Origin of the sequence: Vibrio sp. YYF0003 (genome assembly GCF_036350715.1) — a bacterium.
GTDB classification, from domain to species: domain Bacteria; phylum Pseudomonadota; class Gammaproteobacteria; order Enterobacterales; family Vibrionaceae; genus Vibrio; species Vibrio natriegens.
In genome coordinates, this window is sequence record NZ_JAZDWA010000002.1 from 662484 (window position 1) to 680020 (window position 17537).

The window sequence follows — 17537 nt, forward strand, 5'->3', positions numbered from 1 at the left end:
TGGGGTTTTCAAAGCGAGCCTCGCGCATCATTAAAGAGCTAAGTTTATCTATTCAAAAATAACGACTACTTCACTTGAACAATTGGTAGTTCCAGCTTCACACACCTTATAAGTATAGGTTGCACTACCTTTGCCTATTTTTTCATCCCTATACGTTCCTCCGGATACGCTAGGTGCGATAAGATTATCATTGCGATAAACATCTACACTCATTGACGCGTCTTCCCAGGTTAAGACAACGTTGTGCCAATCAGGTTTACCAGATAGATACTGGTCAAACAATGTAAGAACAGGGACGACTGGTTCAGGTTCAGAAGGAGGAGTGCCCCCAACTTCAGTTTCGATCACAAGCTGATCCACAAATATTTCGTCTAACACATCGTTACCAGCAAGCTGATTAGTATCTGTAACACGGATATAAACCGTACCATCGACTCCCGCTGGTAGATTGGCACTGTAGCTTCCCTTTCCACCACTAACAGAGAGCCCATCTAATTTCAAATAGCTCGAACCATCAACAGAATAACTAAATGTAAAGGCTTCCCCATCTGAAGAAGTAGTCGATCCAGCCGCAATATTTAGTGTGGAAGTACCTACGGCAACGCCTGTAAATACCCACGTATGTTGTAGGTAGCTATAACGATTGGCTGGTTTTCCTCCGGATAAACGCTCAACAATAGTTTGAACGTTACCATCATCAGCCTCAGTATCGGCATAAGTTCCTGTTACTGTGCCTGCACCAAATATTTCGCTGCTCGCTACCGTAGTTTGAACCGTCTCAGAAGGCGTACTTTGTGTCGTCGCGGACGCCACATCTGTATAGGCGGAATCACCCACTTCGTTATAAGCAACGACTTGATAGTCATAATAGTTTTCAGCTGTTAAACCCGTATCACTATAAGTGGTGACATTAGCTTCAACGCTGGCGAAATCTACCTCCCAGCCAGAGCCACTGTCGCGCTCTATACGGAACCCTTGTTCATTATTCGAATTATCTTCCCACGTAAGAATGATTTCTGTATCGGAGATAGCCGTCGCAGAGAGTGAGGTTGGCGCAGCGGGTAAAGTCGCGGGCTCTTGAACCGCATTCAAAGCGTTAAGAACACCTCCGGTGACTGTTTTCCCTGCTAAAGATGTCAGCGGACGAGTCGTGCTCAAAATACGGTTTTTAATGTCTGCATAGCCCCATTCGGGATGCATGCTCGCCACCAAAACAGCGACACCAGCAACATGAGGTGCAGCCATTGAGGTACCTGATGCTATTTCATAGTCCCCTGCTATCGTATAAGTACTCACGATGTCTTCGCCCGGAGCGCCAAGATCAACGCGGCTACTACCGTAGTTTGAAAAAGATGAAAGGTCATCGCTGGCGTTTGTTGAGGCAACCGAAATGATGTTATCTAAATCGAAGGATGAAGGATAATCTGCTGTCGAATCGTTATTATCGCCTATTCCATCGCTACCTCCGTTGCCAGCAGCCGCGATAAATAGGTGGCCACTCGTCGCGGCACTTTGTATTGCAGCGTAGAGTCCATTTGAAAATTCAGGCTCTCCTCCCCAGCTGTTATTTGAGATTTTCGCGCCATTCTCTACGGCATACTCAATCGCGCTAATCGCATCACTGGTGTATCCTGAACCATCAGCGCCTAGGAAACGCAGCGCCATAATCTGGCATTGCCACGCAACGCCCGCGACACCGACTTGGTTATTACCCTGGGCACATATCGTACCGGCCACATGGGTTCCGTGCCCATGTTCATCCATAGGGTTATTATCGTCGTTATAAAAGTCATAACCATGAACTCCACTAGGGCTGCCAGTGTTCGACCACATATTTCCTGCTAAATCTTCATGGTTATAGTCCACCCCAGTATCAATCACCGCAACAATGACATCCGAGCTACCCGTGGTGATGTCCCAAGCTAAATTGGCATCAATATCCGCACCCGCCTTTATTGGGAACAACGTACCTAAGAATGGCCCCCACAAATTCAAATAAAAGCTGCCATCATTGTCTGGTGCCCATTGCAACCCCTCCGTGTAGTAATAATCATCGGGTTCCATGTAAGCACGAATAACATAATCAGGTTCGACGAAATCGACAAAAGGCAAACGTTGTAAGGTTTCAATCGCCTTTTCTACACTGCGCCCGAGGCCTAACTCAAGATGCTCAAGCGCATTCACAATCGCAAATTGGCGCATCGTTTTACCGTTCACCAATTGCCTTGCTTGTTGTTTATTTGCCGCGCTGGCTTCAGGTTTAAAACGTATCAGAACCGACTCTGATGAGTAGGCTAATGATGGGTTATTTTCAAGCTCAGCACGAGCCGAAGGAGAGGCTGCATGAATTGGAATAGAGGTAAGAGCGAGGAACAAAACACACCACAACTTTTTAGTCTGCGCTCTTATTGTTTTGACAAAGGTGCTAGTAAACATAGTCGTTCTCTTCTTATTGAGTGTTTACACAGTTCACTAGTCAGTCTAGGACAGATTTTGTCTATAGCATTCTTTAAAAGTGTTTTTGATATACGCTCATAACGGTTTATTTATCTTAAAAGCCCTTAAATAATTCTGCGCGATGATAACCGAGATACGACTTATGCTCTGGATAAAGATTAAAAGACATGTCCTCTCTCAACCCGATTACAGAAGGATCTTCTAAGTGGCTAGAGATCATAACTTTTCCGTCATCATCAAAAGAAATAAAACCGATATCAAAAGCTTTATCTAAATTAGCCAGCAGTAATAACCCGTTAAATTTATCCAGACGCTCCTCATTATTTGAATCACGCCACGGCTTGATATGAGAAGCTAACAACATTTGTGTATTTCTATATCCAGTAACCGCACACCCACCCCACATATGAATAAGCTTTGCCCTAAATTGTCCTTGACCCATCCTAGTATTTACCAAAATTGTTTTTTCTGTTTCCGATAAAGTATTATCCGACATGACTTGCTTTATATCTGCGTTAATATCGATTTGAGATAGATCAGCGAGAAACTTGTTGTAATGAGATAGAGCAGCACTGTACATTCCTTTGCCTTTCGCATCGCGAATTTGAAACTCCTCTAACCTCTTTACCTTTTCTTTATAATCAAGAAATTTTCGATATGAATTAATATTAGTTAGCGGTTGATCAATTTCCCCCGCCTCGATCAACCAATTAGACATTGAGCCACGAATAGCTCCAAGGTAGTTAACTGCGGTTTTATCGGATTTTCCAATATCGACTAGCCATTGACGAAAGAGCGTTGCTAAATCTGAAAAATTTGAAATCAGTGCTTGTTTGAGTTCATTAGACACAATATAACTTTTCATGAACGCAAATAGCTCTTCATCAATAAATGCATAAGCCACAGACTTCGATGAATATCGGCTTGTGGTCTTTTCATCATATCCATCTTTATATGAAAGGTGCCAAAATCCTTCACTTCTCAGATGAAAATAAGGATTTTCCGGCGTATCTTTGTCTTTATCTTGCGCAAAGGTGTTGAAATGGCGAGTAAACTGATCTTTAAGTATCTGATTGAATGTAATTTGGTTGGAAACAATATGCCCCGCTTGAATGAGATCCATTACTGCCAGTAACATACAGACTTTATGTGGGCTCTTTTGACCACCAGAACTATTCATTTTTAAATTTTGAAAACGTTCTAAATAATACTCCAGCGCCATCATTTACCTTTCAACGTTTTAGTGTTTTCTAAAATCACGCTTTGCCATTTAACTTCAGGTCGATTTAAAGCGTCCTCTCCGTCAACAACATGACAGACAGAGAACCCGAGTTTTCTAGCCATAGTTTCTATTTCAGCTGCTGATACACCGTATGTCTCGCGTCCCTCATCAAAACTCCCATGACGCAACGTAATCACCAATTTTCCTCTGTCAGATAAAAGAAGTGATAAAACCCTCATCGACTCAGTTCGCTGCTTGGTAGTTAAATGCATCCAAACTGCAGATAATAAAATAAGGTCATACTGGTACGGCAATTCACTGACACGAGTCAAGTCAGGCAGTGACTCCCCTACCCATACAATTTGCGCCGAGGAGTTTGAAATGGCTAATTGGCGGAGATTACTGGCAGGTTCAACAGCAACAACAAAGCAGCCTTGATCACAAAACCACTGAACATCCCGACCAGAACCTGCACCAACATCCAAAACATTCGCGCCTTTTCCTGGCCAATACTGTTTCCATGAACGGTGCACTGACTCAAATGAAAGAGAGTCATATTGCTTCGCTAGCTCAACAGCATTTTTATCTTAATAAGAGATATTTACAGACATGAACCAAGCCACCATCAACCATTCAATGATGATAAATAGCATGGTTGCATAAGGCGATTAAGTATTAATAAATAATGAGTTATTGTGATTTGCGTCACAACAACTAGTTAGAGAAGACAACGAAAAATCACTCGTTGTTTTTGAGATATAAAAAAGACGTCCTAAGACGCCTTTCTTCAAGAATGTGAGTGAGAACGTCAAACGACAACAATAAGATAATGAAATAAAAGGAAAATATAGCGATTTTAAAATTATTTTCTACGCCATTTTATACAATTTCATTTCTGTTATGACGTTCACATTTATCGTTAAATAACCTATCCAAGCCACCATCTCCTCTGCCTCTACGTTCGACTTTTTACTGGACTTATAGGACAGTTTGCAAGTGCTTATCGTAACTATAAATCAGAGATATTTGTTCCGTAGAATTCTTTATCTTTTGGTCAGACTAAACACTTTACTAAGCGACATTACAATACATAAAATATCTATCAAGTCGGTGACGATTCACCCAACCCAAATAATGACAACGCATACCAGCGATAGAGGTTAGAGTCGCTACACGACTTATGAAAACGGAACGCACACATCAGAATGCGGGGCCTCAGAATCAAATTTATCTGAGATAAACTGCTCTGACCATAATTAGTGATAAGATATCTAAAATCAACAAGATAAAATTATCATATTAAACCGCTCTTACCCATATATTGTAAAGGAAATACGGATGTTAAAACCGCTAGGAATCGCCATTGCCGCCTCCACTCTTATGTTTTCAACTCTCACGACTGCCAGTGAGTCAGTTTTTGCACAAGCCTCGAGAGGGAGTTTCAACGATGCTGCTATTACAAAGCTTTTTGAACAGCAACCATCACTAAGTGCCTCTGTGACGTTTGCGGGTACGCCAAGCAATACTTTCCAACAATCGATCGACAACAGTGCTCTAGCGTTCAGTGCAGTTGAAAATAGCACTATTGACGGTCGATTAGTACAAGCCACCGTGGAAGCATTTCAGCAATACCGCCTACTCAGCGTCAAGGCATTCATTGAGACGCCGATAGAAATGTGCGTACTGATGAACCAACGAGACGTTGCTAATGATACGGCCATTACTATGATAGCGTCCCACCCTGCGGCCCTGAAACAGATTAACGCCTGGAAAGCTGGCATCCAACCGAAGGAACTAGAAATTCCTGAGGGAACCGCAGCAGCAGCAAAACTAGTAGCAGACCGCGAACTACCGACTGGAACGGCAGCTATCGGTGCTTGTGTACTCGATACCGTCTATACCAATCTGAAAGTGGTTGAGAAAGGTGTTCAGGATAACAAAAACAACAAAACTTCATTTCTGCTCATGAAAGTTGAGCCACGCGAACAAACGATTAGCGAAACTGAGGCACGAAAAGAGCTCACTGCGGCGATTGAGATGGGCAAGAAGTTAGCTAAAGTTAGTCAGTAAGATGCAGGCACCTAGCCAACTGACATTGTTAGTGAATTGAATTATCATAATGCAGCCAGACGTACTCTAATTGCGTCTGGTTTTTTATTCCCTCATATTGAGGTCCAGTTACTGTCATCAGTGCTTTCACTATTAGTGAAATTCACCACACTGTTGCAGCTAGATATTAGCTCAGCATATATTTCATTTTTTCTTAGTGAACAAAATGGCCATATCTATCAATGTTACTGTGAATAATAAAAGCCACCCCACACCAATATCATCACGTAAAAGAGATACAGGCGAGATGAGAAGTAGTATATTTGCCAAAGCTCCCATGACCCAAAGGTTATTTGTAAACGAATAAATGACTTTTCGGTGACTAAAAATGTGAAAAATCCCAACAAGAATCAAAGGTGGGTAGTAAACCCAAATCATAACTAGTACCCCTTGTCCCCAGTGCCCTATGAACGTTTTATTTGTTGAGCCAATAAAAGTAAGAATGACAGTAACAACTGCTAAAGTTAATCCAATATTCACCTTTTTCATTGCTTAGTTTCACCACGTTGTTTGTGACTAACCCAACTTCAAATTTAGCAAAGGAATTATAGAGTCACTGAGAGGTGATTCCGATAGGACTCCCCAATAAGTTTTAGGTCGCGTTGTGGGGACTTTGGAAATAAAAAAGACATGCTAGCTTGGGTGTTCTATTAACTTAAGTTAGGGGTTCACTATGAAGAAAGTCTTCTGGAAAATTGTTTTCTCATTAATGTCGTTAGGCAGCGTAGCCGCAGTTATTGCCCCAAATGTACCTAAGTTTTTTTACTGGCTTGGATGGCTCTATATTATCCTAATGTTAGGTGTTGGTGTTTTGACCTTCTATGCTGCGAGAATTATAGCTTGGTGCGATAAAAAGTTGGAAATCAATAAGGATGAGTAAATACGGTGTAGCACTTGCCTTAAAGCAGTACGTAATGTATGGATCGTGCCTTACGTACAGAGAAGCTTACGCCCCAAAGTGAGCCAAGATGAGATTGAACCTGATTTCAAAGTTAGTAATTTGACTTAATTTTTCTCATCTATCTATGTGGCCAAAATTGTAATCACTCTACAAAGTAACCTTAATACTCAAGGTTTTTTTCATTTAATCTCATGTCCAGACACAAAGTAGCTAAACAGATCACTGCTCTCGTAGACTATTTATCATAACATGTTGAAAATACGAAAATGATTAAGTACCTGAAGTTCGATATTCAAAAGAGTTACATTGATTCGGAAGTCTAAACATAGATTTTAACATACCAGTCGATTTCAAGTGTTTGAAATAGAGCAGAGTATCGTGACTAAGAGGCTTTTTATAGGTCCTTTATCGGTGATGAAAAGTTTGAACAAAAACGTTTGGTAGGCGTGATGGCACTAGAAGAAAGAAAAAAAGAATTCAAAAGTTTTCTGCTAAATGAAAAGCGGCGAACAGAAAATACGGTGAATGCGTACGTATCAGGTGTCAATACTGTATCCGGGCACTACGGTAAAGATGTGTTCAGTATTAATGATCTAGGTGAGCTAGACAAAATCTGGTCAGACTATGGTCCTGGCGGGAAGTATAAGAGTGTGGGCGATAAGAACAGTGGCAGCACTCGCTCAGGCCTTCGAGATTGGATTGAATTCCAGAAGAGTACATTTCAAGATAAGTCTAATAGTTATTTTGTTGAGTTAACTGATGGTGCAATCAGAAACGGCTATATAGTCGTGAGGGACCACAATGGTTTCTTTCCTACAGAATTTATTGCTAATGAAAAGGGGATTAGTGAATCTCAATTTACTCTGTGCTGGCCGGATGGAGAGGAACGACTAACTTGTGTTTTAAGCAAATTTGGACGTATCAAAGCCAGATTCAACCAGCGTTTCGCTGACTATACAGCTCCGGTAACATTGTGCATTACAAAAGATTCAGAGCGTAAAGACCGTTTTCATATATCGAAACAATCTCCTAAAGCTTCCACTGTATCTATGGATGGTAAAAATATGAAAGATGACGAGAAACTAGGTTACGGGCAACCTTTAAACCAGATACTTTATGGCCCTCCAGGAACAGGAAAGACCTACTCAACAACACATCTTTCAATTTCATTAGCGGATCCAAATTGGCTTGAAGAGCTACAAAGTCAGGGTTTGGACGAAGACCAGGAGCGTGCCTCAATTAAAGCTCGCTATGAAGAGCTATGTTCTGATGGACGCATCGCGCTTACAACATTTCATCAGAGCTTTTCTTATGAAGACTTTGTTGAGGGCATCCGAGCCAAAACATCTAATGAGACCAAAACACTAGAATACAAAACTGAAGATGGCGTGTTTAAGCGAATGTGTGATCGAGCCGTTAAAGCTGTGTCAACGCACCAAGATATTGGACTTTCGGAATCCCCTGATATTTGGAAGATCTCCATTGGTCGTACCAATGAAAAAGAGATGCGTGATAAGTATATTGACGCTGGAGAGGCTCGCATTGGTTGGAATGATACCGGAGATCTATCTCTGGAGTGGGATGATAGGACACACGAGCAGCAGGAATATTGGGACAAAGATCTGTCTTCCCGGAATCGCACCGCCATCAGTGCATTTTCACATGAAATGAAGGTGGGAGATGTATTGCTATGCCTTAAAAACGCTGAAACTGTTCAGGCTATCGGGGTTGTTGAATCAGATTATTATTTTGATGAAACGGAGTGCAACAAAGGGTATGCCCATGCCCGTAAAGTAAAATGGTTGCTGAAAAACATAGAGCTAAATATCTTGCCACTCAACAATGATATGAGAATGGTGCAACAAACAGTGTACCCACTCAATCGCATAAACTGGAACTCACTGGTGGCTGAACTTGAAAAGCAGCAGATAGAATTACCGGTTTCTTTAAACCCGGAAACATCTCGCTCAACGGTCCAAAATTATGTGTTAATTATTGACGAAATTAACCGTGGAAACATTTCGCGTATCTTTGGAGAGTTGATTACTCTTCTAGAGCCTGATAAACGCAAAGGTGGTGCAGATGCGCGTTCAGTTATTCTTCCATATTCAAAAGAACCTTTTGATGTGCCAAGCAACCTTTATGTTGTAGGAACTATGAATACTGCGGATAAATCACTGGCACAACTAGATTTGGCATTGCGTCGGAGGTTTGAGTTCGCAGAATTAATGCCGGAACCAACTCTTCTATCTGGGATTTCTGTACATGGAGTAGATATAGGTGAATTATTAGATTTACTCAATCAACGTATAGAGGTTCTTTTAGATCGTGATCATATGCTCGGACACGCTTACTTTTGGCCGCTCAAAGGTGTGGATTCTGAAGGTGAAAAAGAAATGTTACTGGCAGATATCTTTGCTAAACGCGTTATACCACTACTCCAGGAATACTTTTTTGCGGATTGGGAACGCATAGGTTGGGTTTTAAATGATCCTGGTAAGGCTCCAGATGCACAGTTTATTCAGACGGAGGCAGTTGGGCAGCCATTGAGTAACTTGTTTACTAATGCTATTGCAGACGAAGTTATCGATCGTAGATATAGAATTAACCAACGGGCGTTTACTAATCCGGATTCTTATAAGGGAATATTTAATGTAGCAGGGGAATAGCCAAATGATTCAAGTGCGCGAGTACGCTCGCCTCACAACTGATAGTCGGGTGGTTCCTTCATTGGATTGCGCTGTGGTATCCAGAGCTACATTAGATTGGTTGCAGGAATTGACAGCTGCATGGAAGGGTTCAGAGACAATAACTATAATTGATAGTCAACGCTCTTTGAAGTTAGGCAGCTATGTTGGTTTTTTGCAGAGCCCCAGAGGAGAGGCAATAGAGATATTGCCAAAGACGGGGTTAGGACTCGAAAATTCTGATTCAGCTCGGCGTATCCTGCAAGACATGTTGATGACTGCGATGGGTATTAAACCAAGAGTAGCTGATGCTGCAAAACTGATGCGGATGCGTCAGCCTTTGCATGAATGGATCTTTAGTCAATTTCTATCAGAGCTCCAAAAGTTGGTAACACGGGGCTTGCGTTTTGATTATCAACGTACTGATGAGGAGAGTCGGTTTATTCGAGGACAGTTACGAGTCGCTCAGCAGCAACGACAGTCTGCGGGTAAGCAGCACTTTTTTCATATCAGCCATGATATTTATTCACCTGAACGTGTAGAAAACCGCTTGCTCAAAACAGCTCTGGAATATGTATTTACTGCCTGTAGAACTAGTGAAAATTGGCGGTTAGCAAACGAGTTATCTCATCGTATGGCAGATATTCCCACCTTGCCGGATCCGTTAAATCAAATGCGTAACTGGAAGAGCAATAAACTGATGCAAGCATACGATACCCTACGTCCATGGTGTGCTCTGATATTGGAAAAACTGAATCCAAATTTTCAGCAAGGCGTACATCGCGGCATTTCATTATTGTTCCCTATGGAGCAGTTATTTGAAAAGTATGTGGAATCTACCTTACATAAGCAATTACCTAAAGATTGCTTACTAAAATCGCAGGTTAGCTCCAAGTATCTATTGCGGCATACGCCGGAGAATAGGGCACAGTCAATGAAACTGTTTCAACTAAAGCCTGATTTGTTGCTGAAAACATCAATGGGTAACCAGGTTTTAGATACCAAGTGGAAGCTCATAGATCAATCAGCGTATCAATCAAATGAGAAATATGGAATCTCTCAGGCCGATCTATATCAGATGTTTGCGTATGGCCATAAATACCAAAAAGGTCGAGGTCATATGATGCTGATATATCCAAAGCATCAGCAGTTTAAATCGGCACTTCCACCGTTCTATTTTTCTGATGAGCTGGTTATTTGGTCAGTACCTTTTTGCTTAGAAACACGTAGCTTGGTTTCTGGAGAATGGACTAAACATTTCCATGTTCATAAGCAAGTCTGAAGTGCGAATGTTTATGCCTAGAGGTGTTCGATACTTGAGGTAATCCGTTAGATGCTAATTTAACAGAGTCCCTGACAAACTTCTGTCCCAATTCTGAGTTACGACACTTTATAAAAGCGTTTGATCACCGAGCGATTCTGTCGTATTTCTGAAATTTACTATAGCTACTCCCCTATCCCAAGTAAGCATTGGCGATGCTTGCTCGATGATGGCCAAGTAGCTTGGATATCTTTAGTCGAACTTCATAATCACGTTGTTTCGCTTCTGCTTCGCTGATGTTAAGCGTACTCGCAATGTACTGATGGTGCTTTTTTCCATGTGCCACATTGGCCTGAACCGGGCAGCGAACGTCCATAAGCTGATAGTACGCCTCACAAGCAAAGTGCTTGCGTTCGCCGTGGCTCAGGTAAGAGGTATCTGCATGTTTGGTTTGTCGCCACGCATCGCTCTGAAAAGCTTTAAATGACAAGTGAAAAGGGATAAGTGAATCCTGCCCAAGGGACTGCTGAAATGCCGCCACTCTCACCAGCAACCGGTACTTTTCTTTCGAATCCACAGGTAACGGCCTTGATTGACCACCTTTCGTGCCACGTAACAACATCGGTGCCCGTCCGCTGTGGAGCTCTTCTAAAACCCTCGACGCATCTAAAAGCGCACCTTCCCTGAACCTGACACCAAAAGTACGCTGCAATTGCATCACAAAGCCGACTTCAGGGGTGACCTGTGGAAGCACTTTTTCATGAAGTGCCTCTTTGACGGAGCCATCAACGGTGGCAATGCCAGACTTGGGGGTAAAACCCAAATCCCGTGTCGCGTTCACAACACACGCTTCATCCCCTCTTGCTTGTGCAAGCGCTCGATTGACATGAGAAAGATAATCTCGGGCGGTTGCTGGAGATAACAATTCTTCGTCTGCGTTGTTTTTCAGGAATTCGCCAAAACTAACGACGTGCTGCTTTTCTATCTCGTTTAACCGTTTGACAGGCGTATGGGTTTTGATGAAAGAGATAAAGAGCTTTAGAGCGGGCAACCTGGTTCTGTGAGTGTTGGTGACCATCCCGCCCTGATTTTCAAAACTGGCATTAATCAGCGCTTTAAACATGTCTCTCGACCCCAGATTGAAATTCGGCTTATTAAAGTCTCTTGGTGCCTTTGCCAAGTGACCAACGTAATTTCTCTTCCTCATGACTTACTCCTTTTTCGAGAAGGAAGTAAGGCAAAGAACGCAACGAACTATTGTGTTCAGTCACTATTTAGGAGCAACATGAGCGCAGGCATCACCTCTCAGAACGAGGATATCGTATCGCCTGAGATGAATTTTGATTAATAGCGATCGATATGACGTTGGATTTCAGCTTCCTCTGTTTCATATAAAAATGGTTGGGACAGTGACTGGAAATAATCGTCAAGCGGCGCCCTAAGACCGAGATATTGCTGGTCTAAACTCGCTTCATTTTGACACCCGATATCAAATACCGTATCAGTGTGCGACGTATACAGACAATCAAATTGGTCGGTATTATCGTTCCATCGATAGACTTTCGACGCTGAACCAATTGAAGCTGAGACTTGTCGAATTAATTTCTGGTCATATTTGTCACGTACATCGATTTCTGAATACGGAAATTCGCCATAAAACACCGTCCGCGTGCGCTGTGGTCGACTGTTATAATCAAAGCTTCGCTCCGAGAACTCTTCGGTTGGTATCCCTGGTCTGATGTTTCTGCGTGCGTGGAGGTTGATGCGCTGATTCGCGGTAAAAAAGCGCAAAGATTGAATACTGTCGTACTCAACTTCACGGCCATATTCAAACCAGGCATAGGTGGTTGAACCATCATCCCTGATGGTCAGGGCGGCGGCACATTCACTGTGCAGAACCAGTCTCCCGTTTGCACTGTAGCCTATCTGGGTGCCATGCCCGCTGTCGACCCGGAATACCGCCGACGTTCCTGTACTGCCATCAATGTAGTGGTTATCCGCATTGAAGCATAAATAATCGCTTTTTATATGCTCAACTTTACAACCAAACAGTATCAACACTATCGGGCTCAGATAGACGCTGCGATTGAAAGTTACACCTTGTCCCATTTGATATCCTTATCGACACGTTGGTCGCGCTCATCGTTTGCCGAATAGCCTCTTTTCCAGGCAGAAAACACGAGGCTTCTCTTATCGCCCACGTCTTTAACCTGAAATAATTGGGTTGATCAGCAGGTAGAACACCAGTATTCCCAAAATGATGCCTTTGCAGAGCGTGGCCAAAATCACATCGAGAGTCTCGTTAAAAAAGCAGTGCCACCATGGTGCTCGGTTAAGCAGCGCATCGAGTTTTCTCTCCTGTGATTCAATACGTTGGTCTATAGCCTTGTTTTGCTCGTTGATGAGTTTCTTCACTTCCGCTTTCTCTTCTTCTGTCATGTGAACTCCCCTTCTGTTGTGTTTAACCTTCGCTCATGTCAGCCCGAACACCCTGTTAATGCGCACTGCAATCTTTTTTGTATTGCTGGAAGTTGGTTTGAATTAAATGAAGTTCATCCTCACCGGCCATCGTTTGTTTCAGTGACTTTTCAATACTCTCTTCATAACCCCGGCAGTGAGCCTGAAAGGTTGATTCAGATATGTGGTTCGCTAACAGGAAAATAACCGTAAGTATCGTGAGTATCGTAATCGCCATTATTTCGATGCCGGGTTTGATTGGTTGCACTTCTGTTTCTTTTCTGTCCGTAGTCATATTCTGTCCCTCTTGTTAAAAACCGAATGGCTTAAACCAGCCAGCGTGTGTTTCGTTTCGGTTGTTTCTGGTCAAACATAAAACCGCCAATATGGAATAAAACAATGACGACATAAGAGGCCACCACACTCAGCCAGGCTTGTGTGGCTGACCCGAGGTATTCACCGCACGCCACAACGGCAAACGCCAACATCACCGACACACCCTGTAAGTAGTACCAGTTAAACGTTGGCGGGCGAGAAAACAGCACCCGCCACTCTTCCAGCAAAATGGTTAAGACCAGGGACAACCCAACCCAAACGAAAAAGGTATCGTAGGCCCGGGCTGCGGCCCAATAACCCGTAAAATCTGGCCGATGAAGCCCCTTTAGTAGATGTTGGTTGAGTTCGACTAAGAGTGTCAGTTGCCCATAAACAAACGTTGCGATGACAAATGCACTGATGCCTGTCAGCACAAGGCGACTGCAAGCCAGTTGCTGGAGAGTTCGCCAAAATGACAACTTAAAACTGGGCACAATGATGAAAAGCGAAATCAGCACCGTCAGCACGCCACTGAGTGAGACGGCTAACCATTCGGACACGCTGTCCACGGTGAGAAAACAATAGAGAGTCAACCCTATACGGAGTACCAGAAGCATAATGCCCTCCAATCTTTTTAAGACGCGAACGAGTGCGAGGAGGAACTGTCCACGCACTCGAGTTCAGAAACTATTCAGGCGTTCATGCCTGTCGGGCTGCAAGGTCTTTAAGGTGAAAATGAGGGCCACCCTTTGTACGGTTTCGATAGACGTACGCAATGTCTAAAGCTGCGGTAATTTCTAGCAGGAAGAAAAGCAGGTAGTTAGCCCCTTCTGGCGCATTCGAAGTACTCAAAGCAGTCAGTGAGTAACACATCATCACTAACATCATGATACTCACCGGCAGCGGCGGTATCGCCAACGAGGAATACGTGTCTTTATTGTGTTCGTCAAACACTTCACCGATAGCGTTTGTCCTGCCCATTCCAAGACAACGGAACAGTGTTATCGCTCTTAACGGCATATAGACACCCGTCAGCAATATCACCGCGCCGACTGTGATCAGTAACTGTTCGAGCAGAGGCATGGGTTGTCCTACAGCAGAAATATCAGCCACGCTGTTTAACTCACCCATTGAAAGATAACTACTCACTGCGCACACAATGACAACGCCCCAACGCAGCGATGAGGGTTGATTTTTCCACATTTGGGCCTGATAAAAACGTTTTGGCGCAAGCAAAAAACCGGCGAGATAAAAGCCGAGGAACGGCAGGGTACTGACCAAAATCCCAAACGCCAGCCATCCCCACTGGCCAGAAACGGAAACCAGCAATGTACTGAGTATTAACAGGCAAGCGCCTAAAACAAACAAGAGCAATACCTGCCCCAGACGTTTCATTAAATTGAAGAAGTTGATAGTACGTGATGTAAACATGGTCATAGCAATATCCTTATATGAATTACTCACTAACCATTAAATCAGACTTGCCTTCTCCCACAAGTTAACACAAAACTATATATTTCAGTTACTTACAAAACATTAAGAACACTATTTAATGATAAAAATGACACACCAGGAAAAACCAGCCGATAAATAGTGTCATTGCGACAACTCTCGCTGTGCTGTCCAAGTTGAAGATAGTCCTTATCCACTCAACATCCCAAACCCATCATTTGGGTCTGGGAACACGCCCGGCTAACTGCGCCGTTTCGAAAAACAATTTTAAAATGGCGTACTTTTCTGCCCTCACTTGCGCGGTTTCACAACGGGTGCGCTGCCAATACCCGATGATTTGACGCTTGCCGACTTTCTGTAGTCGTTCGCCGAGATACGGCTCATGTATAAAGATGTCATCGAGTATCGCAATCAAGCGCTTCATTTGTTTACGTCTAAAGGGGATCCCTCGCTTGTGATAAGACGCCATTACGGTCAAAATTTGCTTTTTAGTGTCGCGGTTCATGGTCACCCCCAAAGAATTTGACTAAAAACTCGCCTGCTCTTTTGGGCACTGCTGACTCTTTTCTTTTTGTTACCATCATCATTCCTATATTCACACTACATGACGATCACGTCCGTCAACGAAGTAGCGCAAAGCGCGGAATTAAGACAAAGTGTTAATGTTTATTTTTAATTAAACTTGTAACCAATTGAAATAAAGTCACAAAGTCATTGATTAATAGATTAGTACATAGCAATTGCGCAGCACACAGGCTGTTTCGATAAATGATGACGTCGTGGGAGTCAAGGTGTTCCCTCTTCCAGATGTCAACATGGGCTTATTGCATCCTCACCTTCACTTATAGAACGCTTTCCACCTTTTGTGGATCAGTTGGGCGTGTTGCATCCTCGTTCTGACTGGTGGCGCAGTCGACAGCTGCATTTGGGCTTATTGCATCCTCCACCAGGGGGCTATGTGTTTTTTGTGCGTAATGACGTTATGTATTGAGTGGGCATTGGGATAATAGCGCCAGACTTATGTCGCCTATTGTCGCTCTCAATCACCGAATAACGCTTGAACTTCCATTCACTTCCTTAAGTTTTGTTCCGCACCCCTTACCAGTCCTGGCTTGGGTTAAAGTTTGCGGCTTCGTCTAATTTCTTAACTTAAATTAGACGAAGCGGTGATGCATCTTTGTGCATCGGTTAATCGCTGTTTCCTCTTTCTCGACTTTAGGATCTCTGAAAGCATATCTTGTGATGCCTTGCCAATTGGCGAGAACATCGAGCCTGAAGTGAGCGATAATTTCTTCATCATGTAAATTCTCCTTTGATGGCGGGTGTGCTCAGAATATCAACGCTATTGCGTTTGCATCTGTAGTAAGACAACGATGAGCAGAATTGGAATATCTTGAACCAAGAAAAATGAGTAACAACGAGAGGGAGGAATATAGGCTCCGAGGGGACGGTAGCCTAAAAATAGACGCTAATACAGACGTAATCGGCGTAGAAGCTTGAAATAAAAATCGGTGGGTCTAACTCTAGAAATTAAACCCACCGATACTGACGTGAGTTGCTCGTGATTACATTGAGTACCTGTACCAATGAGAAAGGAGCAAACTCTATTTCATACTCCTTATTGACCATTAGGACGGAAAAACGCCTCGTCTTGAGGCATAAATTATTACGCCTAACTATTTTTCATCGAAATCCTGTTGTGATTTTTATTTGAACTGTCTGCGCTTGTGGGCGGTTGCGACCGACCGATAAACGTACTTAGATTGAACGTATTTCGTATAGACACTTTAGCCGTCTATATTTCTATCTCCGGTTTTTAACGTTTTTCATTACCGACCTGAAGGCTTTTTATTCCTGCAATTAACATTCTTTGGTAATCACAAAAGGCGACGCTCAATAGCGTTGTCCATTCAACTTAGGGAGATTTTGAACGAGTTGAAAGAGGTAAAAATGTGAGAAGCGAACGCCAAAATCGGTTGGTAGAATCGCTTAGTGATCACAAGCTAGCAATATTCCCTCGCTAACGCGCTTCTGGAAACAAACGTGTCAGTTATTGCTTGCCGGCATGTCCAATTTTGATAGTACGCCTCTGCTCGTTAGCAACAGCCAAAGCTCGTCACATTAAACCACCAAATTCTCAATCCTCCCCACCATCTCAAGCTCACTCTCAATAATGTCACTCATGCTCATCGCCTCATTCACATACACGCCATCAATGATGATGAAGTGAGCATCCGAGTTAGGTGCCTGTCCCATGACTTGATTGGCATAGCATTGACCGGGTTCTATCGGCCGATCACAAGGATAGAGTAAGCCACCCACTTGCAGTTGCTGATGGTAATACGCCATATAAGCATGAATTTGGTAGAAGTCCGCCCTATCGACGTCTCTGTAGTCCGAGCACATCCGTTTAAACTTGGCATCAAAGACCATTATTTTGCCAGTCTCGATATGTGTGAGTACCAAATCAGGATACATATTCCGCTCGAAGAAAGTGCCTTGATAAACAGTGAGTTTCTGCTGGCTCGACACTAACCAATCTGGAAGATAATGACTCAATATCGACTCTAGATATACCTCAAAAAGTTGCGCAATATCACACAGAGTTTCGTAAGCCTAGCTATCTGAAGAGGACATTATTTGAGGCTTCTGATAACCTTTGTTCAATAGGCAACA

The 17537-nt window shown here is 43.1% G+C and carries 15 protein-coding genes and 1 pseudogene; 4 read left to right on the top strand and 12 right to left on the bottom strand.

Annotated features, from left to right (window positions below; genetic code table 11):
• Window positions 1-48 precede the first annotated feature (48 nt).
• The 3 genes and pseudogenes from V1U08_RS09500 to V1U08_RS09510 all read right to left on the bottom strand — a co-directional run bounded on the left by V1U08_RS09500 (window position 49) and on the right by V1U08_RS09510 (window position 4290).
• Window positions 49-2436: a S8 family serine peptidase gene (locus tag V1U08_RS09500; RefSeq protein WP_330470484.1), complete on the bottom strand. Its 2388-nt coding sequence runs from the start codon at window positions 2434-2436 to the stop codon at window positions 49-51.
• 115 nt (window positions 2437-2551) lie between these two features.
• Complete coding sequence (locus V1U08_RS09505; protein ID WP_330470553.1) at window positions 2552-3679, bottom strand: HNH endonuclease; 1128 nt, start codon at window positions 3677-3679, stop codon at window positions 2552-2554.
• Window positions 3679-4290 (bottom strand): annotated as a pseudogene (locus V1U08_RS09510) (class I SAM-dependent methyltransferase). The gene V1U08_RS09505 and the pseudogene V1U08_RS09510 overlap by 1 nt, the downstream one beginning before the upstream one ends.
• Before the next feature lie 727 nt (window positions 4291-5017).
• Here V1U08_RS09510 and V1U08_RS09515 point away from each other — a divergent pair.
• Window positions 5018-5749, top strand: coding sequence for a prephenate dehydratase domain-containing protein (locus V1U08_RS09515; RefSeq protein WP_330470485.1), 732 nt, complete (start codon window positions 5018-5020; stop codon window positions 5747-5749).
• A 183-nt stretch (window positions 5750-5932) separates the two neighbouring features.
• Here V1U08_RS09515 and V1U08_RS09520 read toward each other — a convergent pair whose 3' ends face one another.
• Window positions 5933-6277 (bottom strand): hypothetical protein, encoded by a 345-nt coding sequence (locus V1U08_RS09520; protein WP_330470486.1) that lies wholly within the window; start codon window positions 6275-6277, stop codon window positions 5933-5935.
• Window positions 6278-6461: 184 nt separating this feature from the next.
• Between V1U08_RS09520 and V1U08_RS09525 the strand changes: the two genes are divergently transcribed.
• From V1U08_RS09525 to V1U08_RS09535, 3 genes are all read left to right on the top strand, one after another.
• Window positions 6462-6668 carry a hypothetical protein gene (locus tag V1U08_RS09525; RefSeq protein ID WP_330470487.1) on the top strand — a complete coding sequence of 69 codons (207 nt, stop codon included), beginning with the start codon at window positions 6462-6464 and terminating at the stop codon, window positions 6666-6668.
• 470 nt (window positions 6669-7138) lie between these two features.
• A complete protein-coding gene (locus V1U08_RS09530) occupies window positions 7139-9358 on the top strand; it encodes an AAA family ATPase (RefSeq protein WP_330470488.1) in 2220 nt (739 codons plus the stop codon).
• A 4-nt stretch (window positions 9359-9362) separates the two neighbouring features.
• A complete protein-coding gene (locus tag V1U08_RS09535) occupies window positions 9363-10658 on the top strand; it encodes an McrC family protein (RefSeq protein WP_330470489.1) in 1296 nt (431 codons plus the stop codon).
• Between the two features lie 172 nt (window positions 10659-10830).
• Here the strand turns inward: V1U08_RS09535 and V1U08_RS09540 are convergent, their stop codons facing one another.
• The 8 genes from V1U08_RS09540 to V1U08_RS09575 all read right to left on the bottom strand — a co-directional run bounded on the left by V1U08_RS09540 (window position 10831) and on the right by V1U08_RS09575 (window position 17465).
• Window positions 10831-11844, bottom strand: coding sequence for a hypothetical protein (locus tag V1U08_RS09540; protein WP_330470490.1), 1014 nt, complete (start codon window positions 11842-11844; stop codon window positions 10831-10833).
• Window positions 11845-11981: 137 nt separating this feature from the next.
• Window positions 11982-12746 carry a hypothetical protein gene (locus tag V1U08_RS09545; protein WP_330470491.1) on the bottom strand — a complete coding sequence of 255 codons (765 nt, stop codon included), beginning with the start codon at window positions 12744-12746 and terminating at the stop codon, window positions 11982-11984.
• A gap of 96 nt (window positions 12747-12842) precedes the next feature.
• Window positions 12843-13076, bottom strand: coding sequence for a hypothetical protein (locus tag V1U08_RS09550; RefSeq protein ID WP_053349474.1), 234 nt, complete (start codon window positions 13074-13076; stop codon window positions 12843-12845).
• 55 nt (window positions 13077-13131) lie between these two features.
• Entirely contained in the window at window positions 13132-13389 is a 258-nt protein-coding gene (locus V1U08_RS09555) for a hypothetical protein (protein ID WP_274026698.1), read from the bottom strand.
• A gap of 31 nt (window positions 13390-13420) precedes the next feature.
• Window positions 13421-13969 (bottom strand): hypothetical protein, encoded by a 549-nt coding sequence (locus tag V1U08_RS09560; protein ID WP_330470492.1) that lies wholly within the window; start codon window positions 13967-13969, stop codon window positions 13421-13423.
• Between the two features lie 139 nt (window positions 13970-14108).
• On the bottom strand, window positions 14109-14846 hold the full coding sequence (locus V1U08_RS09565) for a hypothetical protein (protein ID WP_330470493.1): 738 nt from the start codon (window positions 14844-14846) through the stop codon (window positions 14109-14111).
• Between the two features lie 229 nt (window positions 14847-15075).
• A complete protein-coding gene (locus tag V1U08_RS09570; RefSeq protein ID WP_330470494.1) occupies window positions 15076-15366 on the bottom strand; it encodes a hypothetical protein in 291 nt (96 codons plus the stop codon).
• Window positions 15367-16982: 1616 nt separating this feature from the next.
• Entirely contained in the window at window positions 16983-17465 is a 483-nt protein-coding gene (locus V1U08_RS09575) for a 5-methylcytosine restriction system specificity protein McrC (protein ID WP_330470554.1), read from the bottom strand.
• Between the last annotated feature and the right edge of the window lie 72 nt (window positions 17466-17537).